This is a genomic window from Corynebacterium meridianum (assembly GCF_016342265.1).
GTDB lineage: Bacteria > Actinomycetota > Actinomycetes > Mycobacteriales > Mycobacteriaceae > Corynebacterium > Corynebacterium meridianum.
On sequence record NZ_JAEIOS010000013.1, the window covers coordinates 263,641 to 284,524 of the forward strand.

Here is a 20,884-nt window from a genome sequence, read left to right on the forward strand (position 1 = left end):
CGGGCGATGGTCGGGATAACAGGATTTGAACCTGCGACCTCCTCGTCCCGAACGAGGCACGCTACCAAGCTGCGCCATATCCCGGTGTGCAGGCACCGCCTGCTACCCGGAATACTCTAGCCTACGTGGCTGCACCGGGCAAAACCGCAGCTGGAACCGTGTCCGGCCGTCACGCGGAGGGTAGTTCCGTGACCCGTAGGAGCGTCGCTGCGGGAGGGCAGAACAGGCGCAGTGGTGCATAGCGGGAGGTGCCCAGCCCCTCGGAGACGTGGAGGTGCATCGGCCCGAAGCGACTCAGCCCCTTCGCCCGCCGCGCGTTTATGCCGCAGTTCGTCACGATCGCGTGTCCACCGGGCAGGCAGAGCTGTCCGCCGTGGGTGTGTCCGCACAGGGCCAGCTGGTAGCCGTCATCGGCGAACTGCTGCAGGATCCGCGGCTCGGGCGCGTGGGAGAGCGCGATCGCGAGATCGCAGTCCCGGTGCGGTGGCCCGGCGATGGTGTCGTAGTCGTCCAGGTCATGGTGTGGATCGTCGACCCCGGCCGCCGCGATCCGGACGTGGCCCGCCTTGAACTCGCGGCGTGCGTGCGTGGCGTCCTGCCAGCCCCTCTCGACGAAGGCTGCGCGGAGGTCCCGCCACGGCAGTTCTACGTCACTGACCGGTCGTTTTCTGCCGGCCAGGTAGCCGAGCGGATTGACCGGGCGTGGGGCCCAGTAGTCGTTGCTGCCGAAGACGAAGAGGCCCGGGCGACTCAGCAGTGGCCCGAGTGCGCGGAGGACCTCGGGGACGGTCTTCGCGTCCCCGAGATTGTCCCCGGTGTTGACGACGAGATCCGGGTCCGTGTCGATGAGGGAGGCGACCCACTCGCACTTCGTGTCCTGCCCGGGCAGCATGTGCAGATCGCTGAGGTGCAGGATCCGGAAATCCGTGGCCTCCCCGCGCAGGGTTCCCGGCGCGAGCAGCGGAATCGTGACCTCGTGGAGCCGGAAGTTCTCGAGCTCCCGGTTGCCCCATGCGGTGAGTGCGGTACCGCCTGTGAGGGCGGCACCGGTGGCGGCCAGGGCGGCCCGGCGGATCAGGTTCGTGTTCAGTCGCACCTGTCCAGCGTATCGTGGACCGCATGAGTACGCTGACCGACGCCGTCCGTGCGGATCTGACCGCAGCCATGAAGGCCCGTGACGAGGACACCAAGCGCACACTGCGCAGTCTCCTCGCGGCCATCCAGACCGAGGCCGTCACCGGTGCCAAGCACGAGGTCGGGGACGATGACGTCCTTCGGCTGATCGCCCGGGAGATCAAGAAACGCCGCGAGTCGGCGGAGATCTACCGGGAGGCGGGAAGAGAAGAGCTCGCCGCCGCCGAAGAGACTGAGGCCGACATCCTGGCGCGTTACCAGCCCACCCAGCTGGATGACGCCGATCTCGCTGCGGTCGTTGACAGGGCGGTCGCCGAGGTTGCCGAGCAGACCGGGGAACCGGTGTCGATGAAACAGATGGGCCAGGTCATGAAGGCCGCACAGGCCGCGGCTGCGGGCCGTGCCGACGGCAAGCGGATCTCCACCGCGGTCAGGGAGCGGCTGCAGCGCCCCTGACCGGTAGGTCTCATCAGAATCCGTTGTCCCGCAGAATGTCGTTGAGCGCGTTCTGCAGGCTCTCCACGGTCTCCGCGGGATCCGGCGCCTGTCTGCGGTTCCGCTCCGCAGTGGGGGCCGCCTCCGGGACCGGGGGAACGGGGACCGGGCGCGAGCCGTCGGACAGTTGGAGGATGACCTCCTCGCCCTTGAGCAGCGGCTGCTTCGCGGGCACCACGTTCACCGCGCGTCCGAGCGGAATCCCGTTTCCGGGTACGTACTGGCTGCGCACCGTGTAACCCGCGTCCGCGATCTTCTTCCGGGCGTCATCCTCGCTCATGCCGGATACCTTCGGCAGGCCGGCGACCGCCGTGCCCTGCTTGAAACGGTCGTCGAACGGGCCGAGTTTGCCTCCGGTCGCCGCGGGGATCCGGTTGGCCGCACCGAACCAGGTGCGCGCCGCTTCCATGCCGCCGTAGAGGTTTCCCTCGGGGCACTGCCGGAGCGGGCTGGTGCACAGCGGGGAAACGGTGGTGCCGTCGTTGTAGATGTACGGGGCCGCGGCGAAACCACTGTTGAAGCCCATGAACGCGGCGGACTGGTGGGACTCCGTCGTACCGGTCTTCGCGGCCGTGGGGGCGGACCAGCCCGCGGCACGGGCGGAGTCCGCGGCCGTACCGGACACGACATCCTGCGACAGACCGTTCTCGAGGGCGTAGGCGACGCCCTCATCGAGGACCCGCTCGCAGTCGGGCTGGTCCAGCGAAACCGGGCGACCGTGGCGATCGGTCACCCGCACGATCGGATTCGGCTCGCACCAGACACCACCGGAAGCGACCGTCGCGGCCACATTCGTGAGCTCCAGGGGGTTGACCGCCGTCGGTCCGAGCGTGAAGGAGCCGAGGTTGTTCTTCTTCATGTAGTCCGCGATGGAGGACTCGCCGTCGAAACTCCCCGGTTCGGCGTAGTCCCGGAGCCCGAGCTTCACGGCCATGTCCACGGTCGGGGTCACACCCACGGTCTCGATGAGCTTGACGAAGGTCGTGTTAGGGGAGTGTGCGAGCGCATCCTTGAGGGTCATCTTCGGCTTGTAGACGCCGGCGTTCTCGACGCAGTAGGTGTTCGGGGGACAGTTCCTCGCCCCGCCGGTGCCGAGGTTCTTCGCCTCATACCGGGTGGGCACGTCGAGTACGGTGTCAACGCCCATGCCCTTCTCGAGGGCCGCGGCGGCGGTGAAGATCTTGAACACCGAGCCGGCACCGCTGCCGACCCTCGTCGAGGTCTGGGGCAGGACAGTCTCACCCGCCTCGAGGTTCAGCCCGTAGTTGCGGGAGGAGACCATGGCCCTGATGGGACGATCCTCAGCCCCGGGTTCGATGACGTCCATCACCTCGGCGACCCCCTGCGCCATGGGATCCACCTGGGCGGTGACGGAATCGTGGGCGATGTCCTGGATGACCGGGTCGAGGGTCGTCTCCACCGTGTAGGCGCCCGTCTCGAGCTCGTCGAGACTGATTCCCTTGTCTCCCAGGTAGCGCAGGACGTGGTCGCAGAAGAAGCCACGGTTGCCCGCTGCGATGCAGCCGCGTGGCAGCTCATCGGGGGCCGGGAGCACACCGAGGGGCTGCTGCTTGATCGCGGCACCCTCCTCCGGGGTTATCGATCCGGTGGCGATCATGGTGTCCAGCACGGTGTTGCGGCGCTGCATGACCCCCGCCTCATTGGTGTACGGGTTGAGTACGGAGGAGGACTGGACGATGCCTGCGAGCATCGCGGCCTGCGCCACATTCAGCTCGATCGCCGGAATCCCGAAGTACGTCCGGGCCGCAGCTTCGACGCCGTAGGCGCCGTTGCCGAACGGCACGATGTTGAGGTAGCGGGTGAGGATCTCGTCCTTGGTCAGCAGCTGCTCCAGATCGGAGGCCATTCGCATCTCCCGCAGCTTGCGGGCGTAGCTCGTCTCGGTCGCGGCCGCCTGCTCCGCCTCGTCCTCGGCATCGACGAGCAGAAGGTAGTTCTTCACGTACTGCTGGTCGAGGGTGGACGCACCCTGCTGCACCGAGCCGGAGAAGATGTTCGTCGCCATCGCGCGGATGGTGCCCTGCCAGTCGACGCCGTCATGCTCGTAGAAACGCCTGTCCTCCACGCTGACGATGGCCTGCTTCATCGCCGGGGAGATCTGGTCGCCGGTGACCTCGAACCTGCGCTGCTTGTAAAGCCAGGCCATCGGATTGCCGTGGGCGTCCAGGATCGTCGTCACCCCGGGCGCCTCGCCGTCCGTCAGATCGGCGAGGTTGGATTCCATCGCTTCCTGGGTCCGGGCGACGGCGAGCCCGGAGATTCCGGCCACCGGGGCGACGACGGCCGCGCCGAGGACCCCGACGGCGACGATGGCACCGGCGGTCTTGGACAGGGATTTCACGAGAGACACCCCTTTACCCTACGTAACAAATCGACGCCCCGGAAACGGTCGGCTCCACCCGCAGGTGTGACGCATTCGACATATGGTGCATGGTGTGAATACACTTACATGCGTCAACGAAGGCATGCAGTAGGAGAGATCAGCGATGACCGCATCACTTATCCAGGATCCACGTAAGAACCCCTACTTCGCCCGCAACTCCCGCAGCACCTCCACCGACGCCACCCCTCCGGGTCGCGGTGAGTGGGTTACCCGGGCCAAGTGCCGGGAAGGTGACCCGGATGCCCTCTTCGTCCGCGGTGCCGCCCAACGCAAGGCCGCCGCGATCTGTCGCCGTTGCCCGGTACTCACCGAATGCCGTGCCGATGCCCTGGACAACCGGGTCGAGTTCGGCGTGTGGGGTGGCCTCACCGAACGTCAGCGGCGGGCACTGCTGCGCAAGAACCCCCACATCAGCAACTGGGCGGAGTATCTCGCCGCAGGCGGCGAGTTGATCGGCATCTAGCCACCGATCAACTATCGACGGACCCTGGGAGAAGCCGCCCGCATCTGGTGCCATCGCTGTGAACCCGACATCTCCCGATTCCACAGACCCCTCCCAACGCTCTGTGCGACGGCACAATCCCACCCCCCGCGTCCGAACCGCCCCGACGTGGTGCGCATCGCGCTGCCGTGGACCGGCGACAACTGCGGGCCGTGAACCAGCCCACGCCCGCTCATTGATGCCGGTCCGCTGGGACTCGCATAAGGTGTGAGGCATGACTAACACCACCTGGGAATACGCGACCGTTCCACTGCTCACACACGCGACCAAGCAGATCCTCGACACCTGGGGTGAGGACGGCTGGGAGCTCGTCACCGTCGTACCGGGCCCCAACCCCGAGAACGTCGTCGCCTACATGAAGCGCCCGAAGGACTGACATGGGAAACTCGCAGCGCCTCCGCGAACTCGGGATTACACTGCCCGCCGTAGCCGCCCCCGCCGGCTCCTACCAGCCGGCGATCCGGGTCGGTGACCAGGTGTGGACCTCCGGCCAGCTTCCCCTCGTCGACGGTGCGCTCGCCGCGACGGGCAAGGTAGGTGCGGACGTCAGCGTCGATGCCGCCGCGCAGCTGGCCCGCACCTGCGCGCTCAACGCGCTGGCCGCGATTGACTCGCTCGTCGGCATCGACAAGGTCTCCCGTGTCCTCAAGGTCACCGGGTTCGTTGCCTCCGCCGAGGGGTTCAACGCCCAGGCTGCGGTCCTCAACGGCGCGTCTGACGCTCTCGCCGAGATCTTCGGGGACGCCGGACGGCACGCCCGATCCGCCGTCGGGGTGTACGAACTTCCCCTCGGCTCACCCGTTGAGGTGGAGATTGTGGTGGAAATCAAGGAGTAACGCCGTGCGCGGATGCCGCTGGCGGTTAAGCTGGTGGGCATGGAGCACCCCGCCTACAGTCAGCTGCGTCCGGTAACGCCGTCAGCTGCAGTTGTCCTCAGTCCGAATCCGTCCTACGCGTCCCTCGAGGGAACCAACTCCTGGGTGATCCGGGCGGAGGGCGATCCACGGAGCATCGTCATCGACCCGGGGCCGGAGGATGAGGGCCACCTCAACGTCCTCAACAGCAAGGCCAGTGAGGTCGCCCTGATCCTGATCACCCACCGGCACCACGACCATGCCGACTCCACCGGCCGGTTCCGCCAGCTCACCGGCGCGCCCGTCCGTGCCTTCGACAAGACCTACTGCCGCGAAGGCGACCCCCTGGAGGACCGGGAGATCATCTCCCTCGAGGGTGTGACCCCGCAGATCGAGGTCCGCCACACTCCGGGGCACACCTCGGATTCCGCATGCTTCTTCATCTGGAGCGGCGTCCCCCACGAGTCCACCCTGGAGGGCATCGTCACCGGTGACACGATCGCCGGCCGGCACACCACCATGATCTCAGAGACCGACGGTGACCTCGGCCTCTACCTCGACACCCTCCACATGCTGGAGAAAGATGGCGACGGCATCCACATGTTGCCCGCCCACGGTCCCGACCTGCCCGACACCGCGCAGATGGCCCGCAAGTACATCGACCGTCGTGAGCAGCGACTCGAGCAGGTCCGCGAGGTCCGCGCCCGCCTGGGCAAGGACATCCCCCTGAAGACCCTGGTCGACGAGATCTACACCGACGTCGATCCCGTACTCCGGGGAGCAGCCGAACAGTCCACCCGCGTCACCCTCCGCTACCTGGAGAGCAACGGCGAGTAGAAAGCGGCCTCCACCGCGGTTGAACGAACGGCGAAGCCCCATCCCCTTGGGTAGGGGGTGGGGCTTCGCCGTGGATACGTTCAGGGGGCCTACATTGGTTCATTCCTGATCGGGGGCTACAGCTCCTCAGGAGAAGGTGAATACGGCATCGGAACCATCCTCGTCAGCCCGCTGGATGACAGGGTCTTCCGGAGACACGTTCGTGCCCTCCAGATCGATGGTCGCGTGGGACGTGAGCACCGACTCCGGAACCGTTGTGATCGGATTGGCGTTGAGGTGGACATTCACCAGGGAATCGTCGTTCTCCCTGCCCTGCCCGAGCCGGTGGTTGAGGAAAGCAGGCGTCCGGGTGAGATTGTTGTTCCCCAGGGTGATCGCCTCGAGGAGCTGAATCTGACTGATGTCCTCGGGAAGGCCATCGTTCAGCTGGTTGTCGGAGAGGAGAAGGAATCGGAGACCCACCGCCCCGCCCCAACCGGACGGCAGGGCGGCCAGTTGGTTCTCACTCAGATCCAGGTAATACAGCGACGGCAGCGTCGTGATACTCGTGGGCAGCGTCGTGATGCTGTTACCCGAAGCTACGAAGCTCCCCAGTTTGCCCAGCGACCCGATGGAATCGGGAAGCGTCGCGATCTCGTTGTGGGAGACGTCGACGAGCCTCAACGAGGGTGTATTCCAGAGTGTCGAGGGAAGTCCGGTGAGACCGGTGCGGACCACGTTGAGGGTGTCCAGAGCCGGTGCCTCGAACAATGAGGAAGGCAGTGACGAGAGCTCAGGTGACCAGGAAATGTCCACCCGGGTGAGGTTGGTCAAGGTGGCGAGCCCCTCGGGAATGCGGGACAACTGAGAGTTTTTCTTCAACGTGATCGATTCGACAGGTGTCACACCGCTGAGGGTGTCAGGCAGCTCTGTGATGGCGGTGCCTGAGATGGTGACGCTGCGGAAGACGGGACGCTGCCCGAGATTCGCAGGCAGTGTGGTGAATTTCTCGGCGTTCTCGATCGTCAGCTGCGTGGAGACGCTGCTGCCCGGAACCTTGCCGATCGGGGAGAACATCGCCGCGGGGAAGTCGATGAGGTCGCCACACTCGATGATGATCGAGTGCAGTGCGGGGAAGGAACCGGTGGGTTCAGGGAGATGCTCACCGTTGTATTTCGTCAGGTGCAGGCTCTCCAGGTGGGGGAGGTTCGACAGATCTGGAAGATTGACGGGCCACGGCTCGTAGACGTCGAGCGTCCGCAGACTCGTCAGATGCTCGAGGCCACTCAGGTCCTCGACGAGGTAGTGCTCCTCACCGACAAATGACCAGGTGTTGACCGTGAGTTCCCGGATCGGATTCTCGTCGATGTCACGCAGAGTCACATCGGCCAGCGGGTTCTCGGTGTGACCCATCGCCTGATTGATCGCAATGCGAAGACCGTCGTCGGGAATGACGTTGCCGGTTTCTACCGGCGGCTGTGTCGTGGTTGTTGTCGGCTGTGCGGTACTTGTTGTGGGGGCCGGGGTTGTTGTTTCGGTGGTACCTGTCGCCGTTGTGGTTGTCGGCGCGGCGGTGCTGGTGGCCACCGTTGTGGTTGTCGGCTGTGCGGTGCTGGTGGCTGCCGTTGTGGTCGGTTGTGACGTGCTGGTCGTCTTGGTGCTGCTGGTGGGCGCCGGGGTTGTTGTTTTGGTTGTGCTTGTTGCCGTTGTCGTCTTTGTGGTTGTCGGCTCGGTGATGATTGTAGGAGCCGTGGTGGACGGTTCCGTGGTGGGAGACGTGGTGCTCGGGTTGGAGCCTTGGCCTCCACTGCTGCCGGAGTTGAAACTCTTGGAGAAGATCCCGATGAGAACAACCCCGAGAGCGGCAATGAGACCGAAAATACCTGCGAGGAACTGCATCTGATGGGGTGGTACCTGTGGCAGAGCGAAGTTCGGTAGGCCCACAGGTACAGCTACCGGGCCGAGATCGGACTATTCAGCGGCGGTGTTCGTGCTGTGAGTTTCGAGAGCGGCGGCGTGTGTCCCATCGAAAGAGTGGGTATCCGCAGTGGCGTTGGGGGTGAATGAAGTGGTCAGTGCAGCGCATAAAATGCCTGCGAGGAGAGTTCTTCTGAACGTGTGAGGTCGCACGGTGGGCCATTCCTATGGTCGACGGAGAAGGAGATGGGTGCGCGGACATGGTGCTGTACGGGCTGCGCAGCCGGATGTGCTGACCTCTTGGACACTATCCAGGGATCGACAGAAATAGATACGTCCCTAAATGAAAACTATGTGAATGTTTGAATAACTGCTTTCAGAAAACCGTTTCCGCGTGAAAACCAGATCCGGCCACGTCTGCCCGGGGTCTGGATGAGTGGATGGCGGTGAGAACTACAGTCCTGCCGGACATGAAAAACCCGCCCACGGCTGTGTGTGGGAGGGTTCTGGGGGTGTTGGTGTCAGCGTGCGCGTTTGGCGAGGTGTTCGGTGTCGCAGATCAGCACGCTTTTGCCTTCTAGGCGGATCCAGCCGCGGTGGGCGAAGGTGGCCAGTGCCTTGTTCACGGTTTCGCGGGATGCGCCGACGAGTTGGGCGATTTCTTCCTGGGTGAGGTCGTGGTTGACGCGTAGGGCGCCGCCTTCCTGGGTGCCGAAGCGGTTGGCGAGCTGCAGCAGGGTTTTGGCGACGCGTCCGGGGACGTCGGTGAAGATGAGGTCGGCGAGGGAGGCGTTGGTTCGCCGTAGACGCCGGGCGAGGACGCGGAGGAGTTGTTCGGAGATCTCCGGGTGGTCGTTGATCCACTTGTGGAGCATCTCGGAATTCATCGTCGCGGCGTGGACCTCGGTCACGCACACCGCTGACGAGGTACGCGGGCCGGGGTCGAAGATGGAGAGTTCGCCGAACATGTCCGAGGGGCCCATGACGGTGAGTAGGTTCTCACGCCCGTCTGCGGCGTGCCGGGCGAGCTTCACCTTGCCTGCGGTGATGATGTAGAGCCGGTCACCGGGCTCGCCCTCGTCGAAGATTGTCGTGCCGCGCGGATAGCGCACGGTCTCGAGCTCCTGGATGAGGTTGTTGACGGCGACGGGATCGACGCCCTGAAAGATTCCTGCGCGGGACAGAATCTCCTGTACGGCTTCCACTCATTTCTCCTAATCAGATGAAGCAGGTCCGCATGTAGGGGACAGGCTGGTCCGCAGATTCTCCAGCTCACTAACTCCGCCCCCGCAGGGGCATCCTGTGACGGAAAAACGTGTGCGGTTAACAAGTAACGTTGTTCCCCAACACTCTACTATGTTATGTGTCACGAACGCACCCCCATTGTGACCGTTTTAGGGTTAGCTGGGTTTTATCGGGGGTGGTTTCCTGGGCAATCGTGTCTCGGAGGCGCTCGTATCCCCTGTGCAGCAGAAACATGAGAAACCCGTGTCGTGATCCGCCACTCCGGCGCGGAGTGGACTTTGTGGTGCTAGTTCGTGGGGCCCGCGGTGACCGGCTCGGTGGTGCAGCGTGTGCAGTAGGTCTCGAACCGTTCCATCTGCATCGCGAACACCGCGATGATCACCGGGACGAAGATGGCTGCGAGAACGGTCATGCCACCGCATTCTAGTCCCCCTCCGGTGTTCCGTGACGGACACGTCACCCCCTCCGGTGGAACCCCGGTGCCCGGGGAATCGCCGTTCCGACGCCCGGGACGTCGCCGACTACAGTGGGGGCCATGTCCGCACCGCCCGTCACCCTCACCAACCCGTCCCGCCCCCGGGTCGGTGCACACCCGGCCGCGTCCGGAAGGGAAACGGACCTGGGGCGAAAACGCCGGGCCCGGAGAATCAACCGGACACTCGCCGTCGGATACCCCGACGCACGCTGTGACCTGGAGTTCTCATCCCCGCTCGAACTCCTCGTCGCCACCGTCCTCAGCGCACAGACCACCGATGTCCGCGTCAACCAGGTGACCCCGCACCTGTTCGCCGCATTTCCGGCGGCAGACGACTACGCCGGCGCGGAACCGGAACGGATCGAGGAGATCATCCGACCGACCGGGTTCTTCCGCGCCAAGACGCGCAGCCTCATCGGGCTGGGACAGGCGCTCGTAGACAACCACGACGGCGAGGTTCCCGACACGCTCGAGGAACTCGTGAAACTCCCCGGGGTGGGGAGGAAAACCGCGAACGTGGTGCTCGGTGACGCTTTCGGGGTACCCGGAATCACGGTGGACACCCACCTCGGTCGCCTGGCTCGCAGGATGATGATGACCACCAACGAGGACCCGGTGAAGGTCGAGAGTGACCTCGCCGAACTCATCGAGCGTCGCGAATGGACGGTGTTCTCCCACCGGATGATCTGGCACGGACGCCGGGTCTGCCACTCCCGCAAACCCGCGTGCGGAGCCTGTTTCCTCGCCGCGGACTGCCCCTCTTTCGGTGCTGCTGGGCCGACCGAGCCCGACGTCGCCGCGCGCCTGATCAGCAGCGAGAACCGTGAACACCTGCTGGACCTCGCGGGGGTCGGCGAATGAGCCGCCGCACGATGTGGGGGATGGTGGCAGGCATCATCCTCACCCTGCTCGTGGTGCTCGCTGTTCCGGTCATGCTCCGTGCCGTCAACGACCCCGTCGGGGACACCCCCGCGACCGGGACCGGCGACAATCCCACGGCCACGCAGGCGACCGTCGATCCCGACACCCTCGCCGGACGAACAGCCTGCCCCGGGCCGACCGTCGCCGGGGTCGATCTCGACTGCCTCGGGGACACCGGCCCCGCACCCGCCGAGACCCGACCGACGGTCGCCGTCGTCTGGGCCTGGTGGTGTGCTCCCTGCAGGGACGAGATGCCACTGTTCGAGACCTTCGCGGAACAGCACCCCGACTACACCGTCGCCGGAATTCATGCCGACAGCGCGCCCGCCGCCGGCGTCGCCAAGCTGGATGAGTGGGGGATCGGACTGCCCAGCTACACTGACCCCCACGGGACCTTCGCCGGCAGCCTCGGATTACCGGGGGTCGTACCGGTGACCGTGGTCACCGACGCCACCGGCTCCGTCCGTGGCACCTTCCCCCGGACGTTCACCAGCGTCCGCGAGATCAACGACGCAGTGGAAGAGGCACTCTCTTGAGCGATCGCACCGCCGCCGACCGCGGGGCGCGGAACCCTCAGATACCGACCGTCCCTGACCGGCCCGGCACCAACACCGACCTGATGCCGCACGCCGCTCCCGTCTGGATGCGCAGACTGGTCGACGGCGTCACCTCCGGCGAGCTCCACCGGGGGCTACCGGACAGCTCCCGCTCCGGCGGAGACCACGACCGTCGCGCCGCGGTCCTCATGCTCTTCTCCGGTGCCGAGACCTCGGCCGAACTACCCAACGACGCGGCGATACTCCTGACCCACAGGTCCCCGACGATGCGCTCCCACTCGGGCCAGATAGCCTTCCCCGGCGGCAGGGTCGACCCCGGTGACGTCAACGCCGTGGACTGTGCCCTCCGTGAGGCCTGGGAGGAAACCGGGCTCGACCGCACGAGCACGACCCCGCTCGCCCAACTCGACGACGTCCACATCCGTGCCTCCGGATACCCCGTCCATCCCATCGTCGCCCACTGGCACACGCGCACACCGGTGGGTGTGGTCAGCCCCGACGAAGCGGACGAGGTGTTCGAGGTGCCCCTCATGCACCTCACCGATCCGGCGAACCGGCTCACCGTCGGCTGGAGGAACTGGCGGGGGCCCGCGTTCACCGTCGACGGATTCCTCGTCTGGGGATTCACCGCGGGCCTGCTCAACGCCTCCCTCCACCAGGCCGGGTGGGACAACCCCTGGGACCGCGACACGGTACACGACCTCCACGACGCACTCGCGCGCTCACGCAATAATGAGAGGCTGCTGTAGCCGACACCCGTTCCAGCCAGTAGCCAGTCCAGTACCACCCCGCCACCCCACCCGGGGAACCAACCAAGGAAGAACCCGCGAAGTGACAGAGTCCCCGCAGCTTGTCGTTGACGGCATACTCGTCACCCTCGTGATCATCTCGCTCTGGGGCGGATGGCGTCAGGGTGCGTTCGCATCGGTCCTCTCCACCGTCGGCGTGTTCGCAGGCCTCATCTGCGGTGCCGCCCTCGCTCCCGTCGTGATGAGCTACACCGACTCCACCGCGCTCCGGTACCTCTACGCCCTCGGCACGGTGCTCGTGCTCGTCGCCCTCGGGAATCTCGTCGGCGGCGTCACCGGTTCGGCCCTCCGCGAATCCGCCCGCTTCCGGCACACCCTGGTCATCGACTCGATCATCGGCGCGATCTTCCAGGTCATCGCCACGCTCATCGTGACCTGGCTCGTCGCCAGCACCCTGGCGACGGGAATCACCGGGCCCATCGCCCGGGGCCTGCGGAACTCGGTCGTCCTCAACATCGTCGACCGCTCCACCCCGGACGCCCTCGACACCCTGCCGGACAAGATCTCCGCGATGCTCAACGACACGGGACTTCCGCCGATGATCTCCCCGTTCGAGGGACGGGTGAAACACGTCGATGCACCGGCACCCGAGGTCAGCGATCCGGCGCTCGTGGCGGATCTGCAACCCAGCGTCATCCACGTGTTGGGCGATGCCCACCAGTGTCGCCGCCGCCTCATGGGCTCGGGATTCGTGGCGGCCCCCGACCTCGTCATCACCAACGCGCACGTCGTCGCGGGAACCGATGCGGTGCTCCTTGACACCGCGCTCGGTGTCAAGGAGGCCCGCGTCGTCTTCTACGACCCCGCCGAGGACATCGCGGTACTGCGCGCCGACAACCTCGATCTCCCTCCGCTGCGGTGGGCGAGCGAGCCCGCGGTCAGCGGGGAGGAGACGATCGTGATGGGATACCCGGAGTCGGGCCCCTTCGAGGCGGCCCCAGCCCGTGTCCGGGAGCGCCTCACCATCAACGGTCCGGACATCTACGCCACGGGGCGCGTCGAGCGCGAGGCGTACACCGTCCGCGGCACGATCCGTCAGGGAAACTCGGGCGGCCCCATGGTCAACAACCGGGGAGAGGTCCTCGGCGTCGTGTTCGGTGCCGCCACGGAGACCACCGACGTCGGTTACACCCTGACCGCCGAGGAGGTCCGCGGCAGAATCGGCGACATCACCCGGCTGACTGAGCCGGTGGACACCCGGGAATGCGTGGTCCGCTGACCGGGCGGATCATGTCTGCCGCGGGTACCGTCGATCCGTTGAGCACCCGGTAGTGCACCGGGGTGATGCGGGGTCCGCTACCGCGCGTCGCCCGGGTCGCGCAGGAAGTCGAGGACGACGCGGGTGAAACCGGCCGGGTCCTCGATGTGGGGGAGGTTCTTTGTCCCCGGGACAGTGACCTGCGTCCAGGCGCCATCCGTCCGGCGGGAGTTCCGGGTCGCCAGGGCCCGCCACGTCCCGTTGAACGCGCTGATCCACAGCACAGGTGCCTCAACCCTGGTGGAGACCCATTTCGGGGGAAGCTGCGCCATCTCGAGACGGGCGTTACGCATCATCGCGGGCCCCGTGTTGTCGATGCGTGCCGCCTGGGTACGCAGCTCGAGGTACTCGGCGAAGCGCTGCGTGCGGTGGAAGGATGCGGAGGTGTCCGCCGCGAGATCGAACCGGGCCAGATCCACGGGATCGGGAGCCAGCCGGGCAGGAAAACGTACGGCGATTCCCCTGGTCAGGGGTACCGTGTGCTGCCAGAACCTCGCTGCGATGACCCGGTTCATCTCGATGGGGTGTGACGCCGAGACCGAGACGAGCGCGTTGACGCACTGGGGGTAGTTGGCGGCCAGTGTCCAGGCGACGGCACCGCCGGTCCCGGAACCGACGACGATCGCGCCGGAGTCGCTGAGCGAATCGATGACGTCGGAGATGTCGCCGACGGCGTAGCGGAGTTCGTATTCGCGGGGTGGTTTATCGGACATTCCGTACCCGCGCATGTCGACGGCCGCGACCCGGTAGCCGGCGTCGGCGAGTGGCTGCATGACCTCGCGCCACTCGAACCAGCCGCCGAAGGCGCCGTGCAGCAGGATCATCAGCGGGGCGCCCGGATCACCGAGCGTCGCCACGTGGAAACGCATGCCGCGGGCGTAGACCCGGCCGTGCGTCCACGGGCCGTCGAGGGCTACCACCGACGGCGGATTCGGCTTCCCCTTCTTCCGGAACAAGCGATTCACGTCCTCTCCGTCGGCGACGACTGGCGATGTGGCTGGAAAAACGAGCCCGCCCCGGTGAAGTCCGGGGCGGGAGTGTTCGACCGTCACGCGCAGGCGGCGGTCGGAATGAACGGGAGCGTTCCCTAGGTGAGAAGGCCCTGCCGTGAGGAGGCATCGAGATTCTTCTCGGCCTGTCCCGGGACGAGGGTCTTGAGCTTCTGCACCGAGTCGATCGTCTGCTTCGGGGCCCCGATCTTCTTCACCTTCTTGTAGCCGATGAAGGCGACCACGGCCGCGATGACGACCATGAGAAGGAATACGATGAGGTAAGCGGCCCAGCGGTCGAGCCAGATGTTGAGTACCTCGGCGAGGAAGAAGAAAAAGAAGAAGGAGCTGTAGAGTGCGACGACACCGGCGACCGCGAACATGCCGCCGCCGATCGCGCCCTTCTTGGCTTCCTGCGCGAGTTCCGTCTTGGCGAGTTCGATTTCACCGCGGATCAGGGTGGACATCTGCGCGGTGGCATCGGAGACCAGGTCACCGATGGAACCCTGGCCGGCTGCACGGGTATCGACATCGGACAGAGGGATGCTGCTCACCTTGGGGGTGAAAGCGTCGTTTCCGTCTGTGAAAAGGCCGTCAGAGTTGCTCACGGTAGGTAGTCCTCCACGTGGGTGAAATATGGGGTGTGCGACGGTGCCGACCGGGTGCACGGGGGTGAACGCTTCTGGCACTGTCAGTTCAGTTACCGCCAATCGTGCCACGAACACGGGCTTTGTGCGAACTCCGCACTCGGCGCGTCCCCGCGGAAGATGGGGCGTGGCCGCCGCCGGATCGTCGCTCCGCGGTGGTGGCCCGTGTCCGACGGCTAACCTTGTGTGGTGACCGAAAGACCTGATCCACTGGCCCCGCTCCGCCAGCTTCCCGGGGTCGGGGAATCCACGGTGCGGGCCCGGGAAGCCCTCGCCGCCGTCCACCGTAGGCCCGTCAACCTGCGCCGACCGGAGATAACCGGGGCCGAGGGGGTGCTCCGGGGCGCCCGCGCGGGGGCGATGATCGACGGTGCCGGTGTGGTTCGTGGGGACCGGGGGGAGGAATCGGAGGTCCTCGCCCGGCACATCGACGTCTACAGCGTCCTCGCCCCGGAGTTCGTCCAGGACACCGCGCGCGTATTCCTCCGGTCGCCACTCCAGGTGCTGGCGCGGATGGATGTGCTCGCCGGGGGAACCGGTCGCCCGGAACGCGCTGTCGGGGAGCTTTCGGTCCTGGCGGCCACTGTGACCTCCGGGGCTGATCCGGACCTCCTTCCGGGGATCGTCCACGGCCAGCTGCTGTCGACCTCGGCATTCGGTGCACGTACCGGTGTCGTCGCGAGGGCGGCCTCCCGACTCGCCGCGGTCGCGGGTGGTTTTGATCCCCGTGGACTGGCGGTGCCGGAACCGTGGCTCAACCGGCACCGGGCGGAGTACCTGGCGGCCGGGGAATCATTCGGATCCGGGGCCGGGGGCGTCGGACGCTTCCTCGTCCTGCACATGCGGTCCTATCAGGCGGGGGCCGAGGAGGCGGAGGGTATCGCTGCGGCATTGTGAGCCGGTGCGTGCGGGGGAGTGCGGCGAAACGCGGGATCGACGGCCCGCGGTGGTGCGGTTCAGGCGCGGGCGCGACGGGCGAGCCAGAATCCGCCCACCGTGACCGCGGCGATGCCGGCTGCGATGCCGGTCCCGATCCCGACGTCACGGGTGCTCGGCATCTGGAAGAGGGGCTCGGGGTTCTTGAAGCTGCGGATCTCCCAACCACGCTGCAGTGCCGCCTTCTTCAGGGGACGGTCGGGGTTGACCGCGACCGCGTTCCCGACCGACTCCAGCATGGGGATGTCCGTGGCGGAATCGGAGTAGGCGAAACTCCGGTCCAGATCGTAGGAGTGCTCGCGGGCGAGTTCCTGGAGGGCCCTGCGCTTCGCGTCACCCTTGCAGTAGAACAGGACCTCACCGGTGAACTTGCCGTTCTCCGTACCCAACCGGGTGGTGACGATCTTCTGCACCCCCAGCTCACGGGCGATCGGTTCGACGAGTTCCGCCGCTGACGCCGAGATGATGATGACGTCGTGGCCGAGGGCACGGTGATGCCCGATGAGCTCCCGGGCCTCGGCGTAGATGGCCGGGGTGACCACCGAGTGGAGGGTGTCCTCGACGATGGAGCGGACCTGTTCGACGTCCCATCCGGCGACCATCGCGGCGAGCTGATCCCGGGTGGAGTCCATCTGTTCGGAGGAGTGCCCGGCGACCATGTAGGTGGACTGGGCCAGTGTCATCCGGAGGGCCTCCGCCGGGGTGATCAGGCCGTTGTTCATGAATTCGCGGCCGTATGCGTAGGCCGATGAGGTCGCGATGACCGTCTTGTCCAGATCGAAGAATGCCGCCACCGGGGACGCGGCGGCGTTCGGGGTCGGGCTCTGCTCAGGCACGGGGACCAGTCTAGCTTCATCATGGGTGGAAGAACCACAGCTGAGCTGTGACTGCTGGGGCTGGTGTGAATTTAGGGGGTAGATGTGGCTCTCCTTCCGCGATCCGGTCCGGCGCGGTCCGATGCCGCGTTCCCTGTGCCGTCTATCGCCCGGGAACCCGGGGCGGTTACATGTCCCCGGTCCGGGATCCGACGGTGTTGAACCCGGTCAATGTCTGTGTCATACTTGCCTGTGCTGGGCCCCGATATACTGTGCGGCCCGCCCCGGTCACACCCCCCCGAGACCGGGTTACGACGGCCCGCGTAACACCCCCCGATACGCGGGCCGTCCCCATGTCTCCACCCGGCTGACCCAAGTGTCCGGTGTTGTCGGCAGCTGTTGAATTCCCCTCCGGGGTGAGTCGTTGTCCACAGCGGCCCCGGGGTACCGTGGTCGTGCTCCGTACGGGCGGGTGAAGCTCACCGGTATGAGCGCAACCGACAGCCCCATCCTCGTGGCGGTCTCCGACCCCGTCCTCCACCCGGAGGCCGTCCACGTCGCCACCGTCACGGGTCGGCCTGTGATCGACACGCTCGATCCGAAGGAGATCGCCAGGCACACACCAAGGGTCGGGGCGGTGCTCGTCGACGCCGGAGGGTCCGTCCATTTCCGTACCGGACCAAGGCATCCGCATCTCTATCTGGTGGCCCCGGACCCGGGGCCCGTCGATTGGCGGGCGGCGATGGCATGCCACGCGGAAGCCGCCCTGCTTCTCCCCGCGCAATCCCCCGAACTCCTCACCGCGCTCGGCCGGGAGAATGAGACCTCATCCAGCGGCCGGGTGCTCGGCATTCTCGGCGCGGTCGGTGGTTCCGGAGCGAGCACACTCGCGGCGGCGGTGGCACGGGAACTCGCCGATGACGCCCCGGTCCTCGTCGATGCGGTCGACAGATCCGGCGGACTGGATCTTCTCCTCTGTCTGGAGGACGTGTCCGGGGTGAGATGGCCGGAGATCGATCTCGGCCGCGGTCACGTCGAACTCGCCGAACTGCGGCGGGCGCTGCCCCGCACACCCGACGGAATCGCGGTTCTCTCCGCGGCGCGCAGCCGGATCGGGGATCCGTTCGTTCTCGATCCTGAGCGGTTGGCCGGAGTGCTGGACTGCATCCGTTCCGGTACCGGAACAGCCGTCGTCGATCTACCGGCGGGAGCGGTCGGCGCCCGGTGGGCATCCAACCTCTGCGATCTCGTGATACTGGTGGTTCCGGCTGAGGTCCGGGCGGTGGCCGCAGCGGCCGCACTGACGGCTGATCTCGCCGCGCACCGCACCCCCTGTCACACGGTGCTCCGGCACCGCAGCTGGTCCGGGATGGGCGTCGACGACATGGAACGCCTCACGTCGACGGACTGCATCGCGGAATTCGGTCAGGTCGCGGGTCTGCCGAAATCCTGTGAATTACACGGACTCCCGGGACGGACACCCCGGGTGCTCGCGACAGTGGCCCGGGCGGTCGCCGCGGAACTCCGGGAGCAACCGTGAGCCGCGGACGGGATGACCTCGTGGAACGGGTCCGACGCCGAATGGCGGAGCTCCCCGAGTGTGCGGTCGATGGTCGGGGACAGGCTGAAACGGCCCGGATCATCCGGGAGGAGGCCGGCGTGATCAGTGACGTCCAGGTACTCGAGGTGCTCCGGCGGCTCCGACACGAGTCCACGGGAGTCGGTCCGCTCGAACACCTCCTGGCCATCGACGGCGTCACCGATGTAGTGGTCAACGGTTCGGGAGCGGTCTGGTTCGATACCGGAGACGGCATGCACCGTGCGGACGAAACCTTCACCTCCGACGCGGAGGTCCGGACTCTGGCCACACGGCTCGCGGCGCTCTGCGGCCGACGCCTCGACGATGCGCACCCGTTCGCCGACGGGCGGATGTGCCGCGCCGACGGCACCGCGGTCCGGGTTCACGCTCTACTCTCCCCGCCCGCGGAGGAGGGGACCTGCATCAGCCTGCGGGTGCTGCGACAGGCGACGCTGGGCCTCGACGCACTCGCGGCACGCGGAGCGGTGTCCCCGGAGATCGCCGAACTCCTGCGGAGCATCGTCAGATCACGTCGCTCCCTGCTGGTGGTCGGCGGCACCGGCTCCGGAAAAACCACCCTGCTGTCCGCGTTGCTCGCCGAGGTGCCCCACCGGGAACGCATCGTGTGCATCGAGGACACCGCCGAGCTGCACCCGCCGCACCCCCACGTGATCAACCTCGTCGCGAGGCAGGCGAACGCCGAGGGAATCGGCGAGATCACCATGTCGGACCTGCTCAGACAGGCGCTGCGGATGCGTCCCGACCGGATAGTCGTCGGGGAGATCCGCGGGGCCGAGGTCGTTGACCTCCTCACCGCACTGAACACCGGCCACGACGGTGGAGCGGGCACGGTGCACGCCAACAGCCTGGCCGAGCTTCCCGCGCGGTTCGAGGCGCTCGGGGCGCTCGGCGGACTGGGGCGGACCGCCCTGCACTCCCAGCTCGCCGCCGCGCTCCGCGTGGTGGTGTCCGTGCGCCGGTCCCCGAGCGGTCAGCGGCGTGTCCACCAGATCGGCGTCCTGGAGGGGAACCCGGTGACCGTCGTGCCCGTCTGGGACGCCGGATCAGGTGAACTCGGTGGCTTCGGGGCACTCCGGGAGTCGGTGGGCGCATGATTCCGCTCATTCTTCTCGCCGCGGCCTGCCTGATCGTCCCGCAGTCACCGGCCACCCGGATCTTCTCCGCACCGTCGGGAGCCGCTACCCACTCCATTCCCCGGATCGTGCCCCTGCTCCTCGGGATCCCGTTGCTGGTTATCGTGCCGCCGACCGTGCTGCTCTCCGGGATCGCGGTGGCCGCGACATGCGCATGGTGGGTCCGGGATGTCCGGCGTCGGCGGTGCACTGTGCGGACAGCCGACGCCACCGCCGACATGCTCGGTCGCATCGTGGCCGACCTCCACTCGGGAGCGGGAATGGCGGACGCCGTGCGTTCGGCCGTCGAGATCCAGAGGGAGGACGGAACCGCCCCCGCCGGACTCATCCGACTGGTGGACGCCGCCGCACGTCGTGCCGCGGACGGCCCCGGGGCGGGGCTGGTACTGGCGGAAGCTGACGGTGAAGCTCCCGATCTGGCCGCAGCCGGTCGACTCTGGCACCTGTCCGAACGGCACGGTATTCCGCTGGCGACGGTCCTCGAGCACGCCCAGCACCGCGTGGATGCCCGGATCCGGCACCGGGACCGCACCCGGGCCGCCCTTCAGGGGCCCCAGGCCAGTGCCGTCGTCCTCACGTTCCTCCCACCGGTCGGGACGATGATGGGGACCCTCATGGGAGCGCGGCCGCTCGCCCTCCTCACGGGAGGTGGGGTCGGAGGTCTGCTCCTGCTCGGGGGCGTCCTGCTGACCTGCGCGGGGATCATCACGTCGAGGATCATCGTCCTCCGCGCCGAGGGGGACACGACATGACGGCCTCGCTCACCTGGGCGACCGTCACCCTGCTCCTGCTCGCCGGTGCGGCCCTCTGTTCCATCCCCGATCCCGCCGAACGGATCCACCCGGAGCCCGGGCACCGGCCGAAACAGCCACGGGACCGCCCCAACGCCGTGTCTCCGCTCGACATCGCCGCGGACATAGAGCTGTTCGCCGCCTGCGTCACCGCGGGGTTGGCCATCGGGCCCACCATGACCGCGGTCGCTGATGCGGCGGGCCCCGCGACCGCAGGCGACTGGCACCGAGCCAGGGCGCTGCTCGCGGTCGGGGCTCCGCTCCCCGATGTCTGGCGGGGCCTCGCCGAACTCCGGGGACTGGATGAACTGGCCCGCACCGCCCGGCACTCCGGCCGGTCCGGCGCCGCGATCGCCGCGAGCTGCGAACGCGTGGCCGCCCGACTGCGGGAGGACGCCGAGGACCGGGCGGTGGGTGCCGCGGAACGCGCCGGGGTGCTCATCGCACTGCCACTGACGCTCTGTTTCCTGCCGGCGTTCATGCTCCTCGGGCTGGCGCCGATGGTGCTGAGCCTCGGAAGCCAACTGTTCGCATGACCCACACCAACCCACCACCACCCCACCATCAAAAGAGATGAGAAGTCCAT

General features: G+C 67.0%; 23 protein-coding genes and 1 tRNA gene. 15 read left to right on the forward strand and 9 right to left on the reverse strand.

The genetic code is table 11. From position 1 onward, the window contains the following. Positions 1–7 precede the first annotated feature (7 nt). Together JDV75_RS09015 and JDV75_RS09020 are read right to left on the reverse strand one after the other, a co-directional pair. Positions 8–84: transfer RNA gene (locus tag JDV75_RS09015), tRNA-Pro, on the reverse strand. Between the two features lie 85 nt (positions 85–169). Then, positions 170–1,078, reverse strand: coding sequence for a metallophosphoesterase (locus JDV75_RS09020; RefSeq protein WP_198739101.1), 909 nt, complete (start codon positions 1,076–1,078; stop codon positions 170–172). 41 nt (positions 1,079–1,119) lie between these two features. Here JDV75_RS09020 and JDV75_RS09025 point away from each other — a divergent pair, with 41 nt between their 5' ends. Beyond that, on the forward strand, positions 1,120–1,590 hold the full coding sequence (locus tag JDV75_RS09025; RefSeq protein WP_198738918.1) for a GatB/YqeY domain-containing protein: 471 nt from the start codon (positions 1,120–1,122) through the stop codon (positions 1,588–1,590). A 13-nt stretch (positions 1,591–1,603) separates the two neighbouring features. Here JDV75_RS09025 and JDV75_RS09030 read toward each other — a convergent pair whose 3' ends face one another. Continuing rightward, positions 1,604–4,000 carry a transglycosylase domain-containing protein gene (locus JDV75_RS09030; RefSeq protein WP_198738919.1) on the reverse strand — a complete coding sequence of 799 codons (2,397 nt, stop codon included), beginning with the start codon at positions 3,998–4,000 and terminating at the stop codon, positions 1,604–1,606. A gap of 136 nt (positions 4,001–4,136) precedes the next feature. On the opposite strand from JDV75_RS09030, the gene JDV75_RS09035 reads away from it, so the two are divergent. The 4 genes from JDV75_RS09035 to JDV75_RS09050 all read left to right on the forward strand — a co-directional run bounded on the left by JDV75_RS09035 (position 4,137) and on the right by JDV75_RS09050 (position 6,226). Beyond that, positions 4,137–4,496: a WhiB family transcriptional regulator gene (locus JDV75_RS09035; RefSeq protein WP_198738920.1), complete on the forward strand. Its 360-nt coding sequence runs from the start codon at positions 4,137–4,139 to the stop codon at positions 4,494–4,496. 253 nt (positions 4,497–4,749) lie between these two features. Further along, positions 4,750–4,911, forward strand: coding sequence for a DUF4177 domain-containing protein (locus JDV75_RS09040; RefSeq protein ID WP_198738921.1), 162 nt, complete (start codon positions 4,750–4,752; stop codon positions 4,909–4,911). Position 4,912: 1 nt separating this feature from the next. Next, positions 4,913–5,371 (forward strand): RidA family protein, encoded by a 459-nt coding sequence (locus tag JDV75_RS09045; protein ID WP_198738922.1) that lies wholly within the window; start codon positions 4,913–4,915, stop codon positions 5,369–5,371. Positions 5,372–5,383: 12 nt separating this feature from the next. Next, entirely contained in the window at positions 5,384–6,226 is an 843-nt protein-coding gene (locus tag JDV75_RS09050; RefSeq protein WP_418884391.1) for an MBL fold metallo-hydrolase, read from the forward strand. A 126-nt stretch (positions 6,227–6,352) separates the two neighbouring features. Here the strand turns inward: JDV75_RS09050 and JDV75_RS09055 are convergent, their stop codons facing one another. Continuing rightward, the gene (locus JDV75_RS09055; protein ID WP_198738924.1) at positions 6,353–7,618 is read right to left on the reverse strand and encodes a leucine-rich repeat domain-containing protein; all 1,266 of its coding nucleotides are present in this window, start codon (positions 7,616–7,618) and stop codon (positions 6,353–6,355) included. 37 nt (positions 7,619–7,655) lie between these two features. On the opposite strand from JDV75_RS09055, the gene JDV75_RS09060 reads away from it, so the two are divergent. Then, positions 7,656–8,108, forward strand: coding sequence for a hypothetical protein (locus JDV75_RS09060; RefSeq protein WP_198738925.1), 453 nt, complete (start codon positions 7,656–7,658; stop codon positions 8,106–8,108). Between the two features lie 535 nt (positions 8,109–8,643). On the opposite strand, the gene glxR is transcribed toward JDV75_RS09060, so the two are convergent. Together glxR and JDV75_RS12120 are read right to left on the reverse strand one after the other, a co-directional pair. Further along, positions 8,644–9,327 carry a CRP-like cAMP-activated global transcriptional regulator GlxR gene (gene glxR / locus JDV75_RS09065; protein WP_198738926.1) on the reverse strand — a complete coding sequence of 228 codons (684 nt, stop codon included), beginning with the start codon at positions 9,325–9,327 and terminating at the stop codon, positions 8,644–8,646. 326 nt (positions 9,328–9,653) lie between these two features. Further along, entirely contained in the window at positions 9,654–9,779 is a 126-nt protein-coding gene (locus tag JDV75_RS12120; protein WP_255520530.1) for a hypothetical protein, read from the reverse strand. Between the two features lie 123 nt (positions 9,780–9,902). Here JDV75_RS12120 and nth point away from each other — a divergent pair, with 123 nt between their 5' ends. From nth to JDV75_RS09085, 4 genes are all read left to right on the forward strand, one after another. Next, a complete protein-coding gene (gene nth / locus JDV75_RS09070; RefSeq protein ID WP_198738927.1) occupies positions 9,903–10,703 on the forward strand; it encodes an endonuclease III in 801 nt (266 codons plus the stop codon). After that, on the forward strand, positions 10,700–11,299 hold the full coding sequence (locus tag JDV75_RS09075) for a TlpA family protein disulfide reductase (RefSeq protein ID WP_198738928.1): 600 nt from the start codon (positions 10,700–10,702) through the stop codon (positions 11,297–11,299). Before nth ends, JDV75_RS09075 begins: the two co-directional genes overlap by 4 nt. Before the next feature lie 83 nt (positions 11,300–11,382). Continuing rightward, positions 11,383–12,069: an NUDIX hydrolase gene (locus JDV75_RS09080; protein ID WP_198739102.1), complete on the forward strand. Its 687-nt coding sequence runs from the start codon at positions 11,383–11,385 to the stop codon at positions 12,067–12,069. Positions 12,070–12,151: 82 nt separating this feature from the next. Further along, positions 12,152–13,348, forward strand: coding sequence for a MarP family serine protease (locus JDV75_RS09085; protein ID WP_336244317.1), 1,197 nt, complete (start codon positions 12,152–12,154; stop codon positions 13,346–13,348). A 77-nt stretch (positions 13,349–13,425) separates the two neighbouring features. Here JDV75_RS09085 and JDV75_RS09090 read toward each other — a convergent pair whose 3' ends face one another. Further along, positions 13,426–14,352 (reverse strand): alpha/beta fold hydrolase, encoded by a 927-nt coding sequence (locus JDV75_RS09090; protein ID WP_248096262.1) that lies wholly within the window; start codon positions 14,350–14,352, stop codon positions 13,426–13,428. Between the two features lie 122 nt (positions 14,353–14,474). Beyond that, positions 14,475–14,984 carry a phage holin family protein gene (locus JDV75_RS09095; RefSeq protein ID WP_198738930.1) on the reverse strand — a complete coding sequence of 170 codons (510 nt, stop codon included), beginning with the start codon at positions 14,982–14,984 and terminating at the stop codon, positions 14,475–14,477. A gap of 228 nt (positions 14,985–15,212) precedes the next feature. Between JDV75_RS09095 and JDV75_RS09100 the strand changes: the two genes are divergently transcribed. Next, positions 15,213–15,920, forward strand: coding sequence for a hypothetical protein (locus JDV75_RS09100; protein ID WP_248096259.1), 708 nt, complete (start codon positions 15,213–15,215; stop codon positions 15,918–15,920). 59 nt (positions 15,921–15,979) lie between these two features. On the opposite strand, the gene JDV75_RS09105 is transcribed toward JDV75_RS09100, so the two are convergent. Next, positions 15,980–16,804: an HAD family hydrolase gene (locus JDV75_RS09105; protein ID WP_198739105.1), complete on the reverse strand. Its 825-nt coding sequence runs from the start codon at positions 16,802–16,804 to the stop codon at positions 15,980–15,982. Positions 16,805–17,261: 457 nt separating this feature from the next. On the opposite strand from JDV75_RS09105, the gene ssd reads away from it, so the two are divergent. Genes ssd through JDV75_RS09125 form a run of 4 tightly spaced genes read left to right on the forward strand, consistent with a single transcriptional unit; the run spans position 17,262 to position 20,834 of the window. Beyond that, a complete protein-coding gene (gene ssd, locus JDV75_RS09110; protein WP_198738931.1) occupies positions 17,262–18,314 on the forward strand; it encodes a septum site-determining protein Ssd in 1,053 nt (350 codons plus the stop codon). Continuing rightward, a complete protein-coding gene (locus JDV75_RS09115) occupies positions 18,311–19,468 on the forward strand; it encodes a TadA family conjugal transfer-associated ATPase (RefSeq protein ID WP_336244318.1) in 1,158 nt (385 codons plus the stop codon). Before ssd ends, JDV75_RS09115 begins: the two co-directional genes overlap by 4 nt. After that, positions 19,465–20,259: a type II secretion system F family protein gene (locus JDV75_RS09120; RefSeq protein WP_198738932.1), complete on the forward strand. Its 795-nt coding sequence runs from the start codon at positions 19,465–19,467 to the stop codon at positions 20,257–20,259. The genes JDV75_RS09115 and JDV75_RS09120 overlap by 4 nt, the downstream gene beginning before the upstream one ends. Further along, positions 20,256–20,834 (forward strand): type II secretion system F family protein, encoded by a 579-nt coding sequence (locus JDV75_RS09125; RefSeq protein ID WP_198738933.1) that lies wholly within the window; start codon positions 20,256–20,258, stop codon positions 20,832–20,834. Before JDV75_RS09120 ends, JDV75_RS09125 begins: the two co-directional genes overlap by 4 nt. The last annotated feature ends 50 nt before the right edge of the window (positions 20,835–20,884 follow it).

Coding starts and splice junctions, on each gene's coding strand:
- JDV75_RS09025 (WP_198738918.1), top strand. CDS start 1,120: ATGAGTACGCTGACCGACGCCGTCCGTGCGGATCTGACCGCAGCCATG.
- JDV75_RS09035 (WP_198738920.1), top strand. CDS start 4,137: ATGACCGCATCACTTATCCAGGATCCACGTAAGAACCCCTACTTCGCC.
- JDV75_RS09040 (WP_198738921.1), top strand. CDS start 4,750: ATGACTAACACCACCTGGGAATACGCGACCGTTCCACTGCTCACACAC.
- JDV75_RS09045 (WP_198738922.1), top strand. CDS start 4,913: ATGGGAAACTCGCAGCGCCTCCGCGAACTCGGGATTACACTGCCCGCC.
- JDV75_RS09050 (WP_418884391.1), top strand. CDS start 5,384: ATGCCGCTGGCGGTTAAGCTGGTGGGCATGGAGCACCCCGCCTACAGT.
- JDV75_RS09055 (WP_198738924.1), bottom strand. CDS start 7,618: ATGGGTCACACCGAGAACCCGCTGGCCGATGTGACTCTGCGTGACATC.
- JDV75_RS09060 (WP_198738925.1), top strand. CDS start 7,656: ATGACGTTGCCGGTTTCTACCGGCGGCTGTGTCGTGGTTGTTGTCGGC.
- JDV75_RS12120 (WP_255520530.1), bottom strand. CDS start 9,779: ATGACCGTTCTCGCAGCCATCTTCGTCCCGGTGATCATCGCGGTGTTC.
- nth (WP_198738927.1), top strand. CDS start 9,903: ATGTCCGCACCGCCCGTCACCCTCACCAACCCGTCCCGCCCCCGGGTC.
- JDV75_RS09075 (WP_198738928.1), top strand. CDS start 10,700: ATGAGCCGCCGCACGATGTGGGGGATGGTGGCAGGCATCATCCTCACC.
- JDV75_RS09080 (WP_198739102.1), top strand. CDS start 11,383: ATGCCGCACGCCGCTCCCGTCTGGATGCGCAGACTGGTCGACGGCGTC.
- ssd (WP_198738931.1), top strand. CDS start 17,262: ATGAGCGCAACCGACAGCCCCATCCTCGTGGCGGTCTCCGACCCCGTC.
- JDV75_RS09120 (WP_198738932.1), top strand. CDS start 19,465: ATGATTCCGCTCATTCTTCTCGCCGCGGCCTGCCTGATCGTCCCGCAG.
- JDV75_RS09125 (WP_198738933.1), top strand. CDS start 20,256: ATGACGGCCTCGCTCACCTGGGCGACCGTCACCCTGCTCCTGCTCGCC.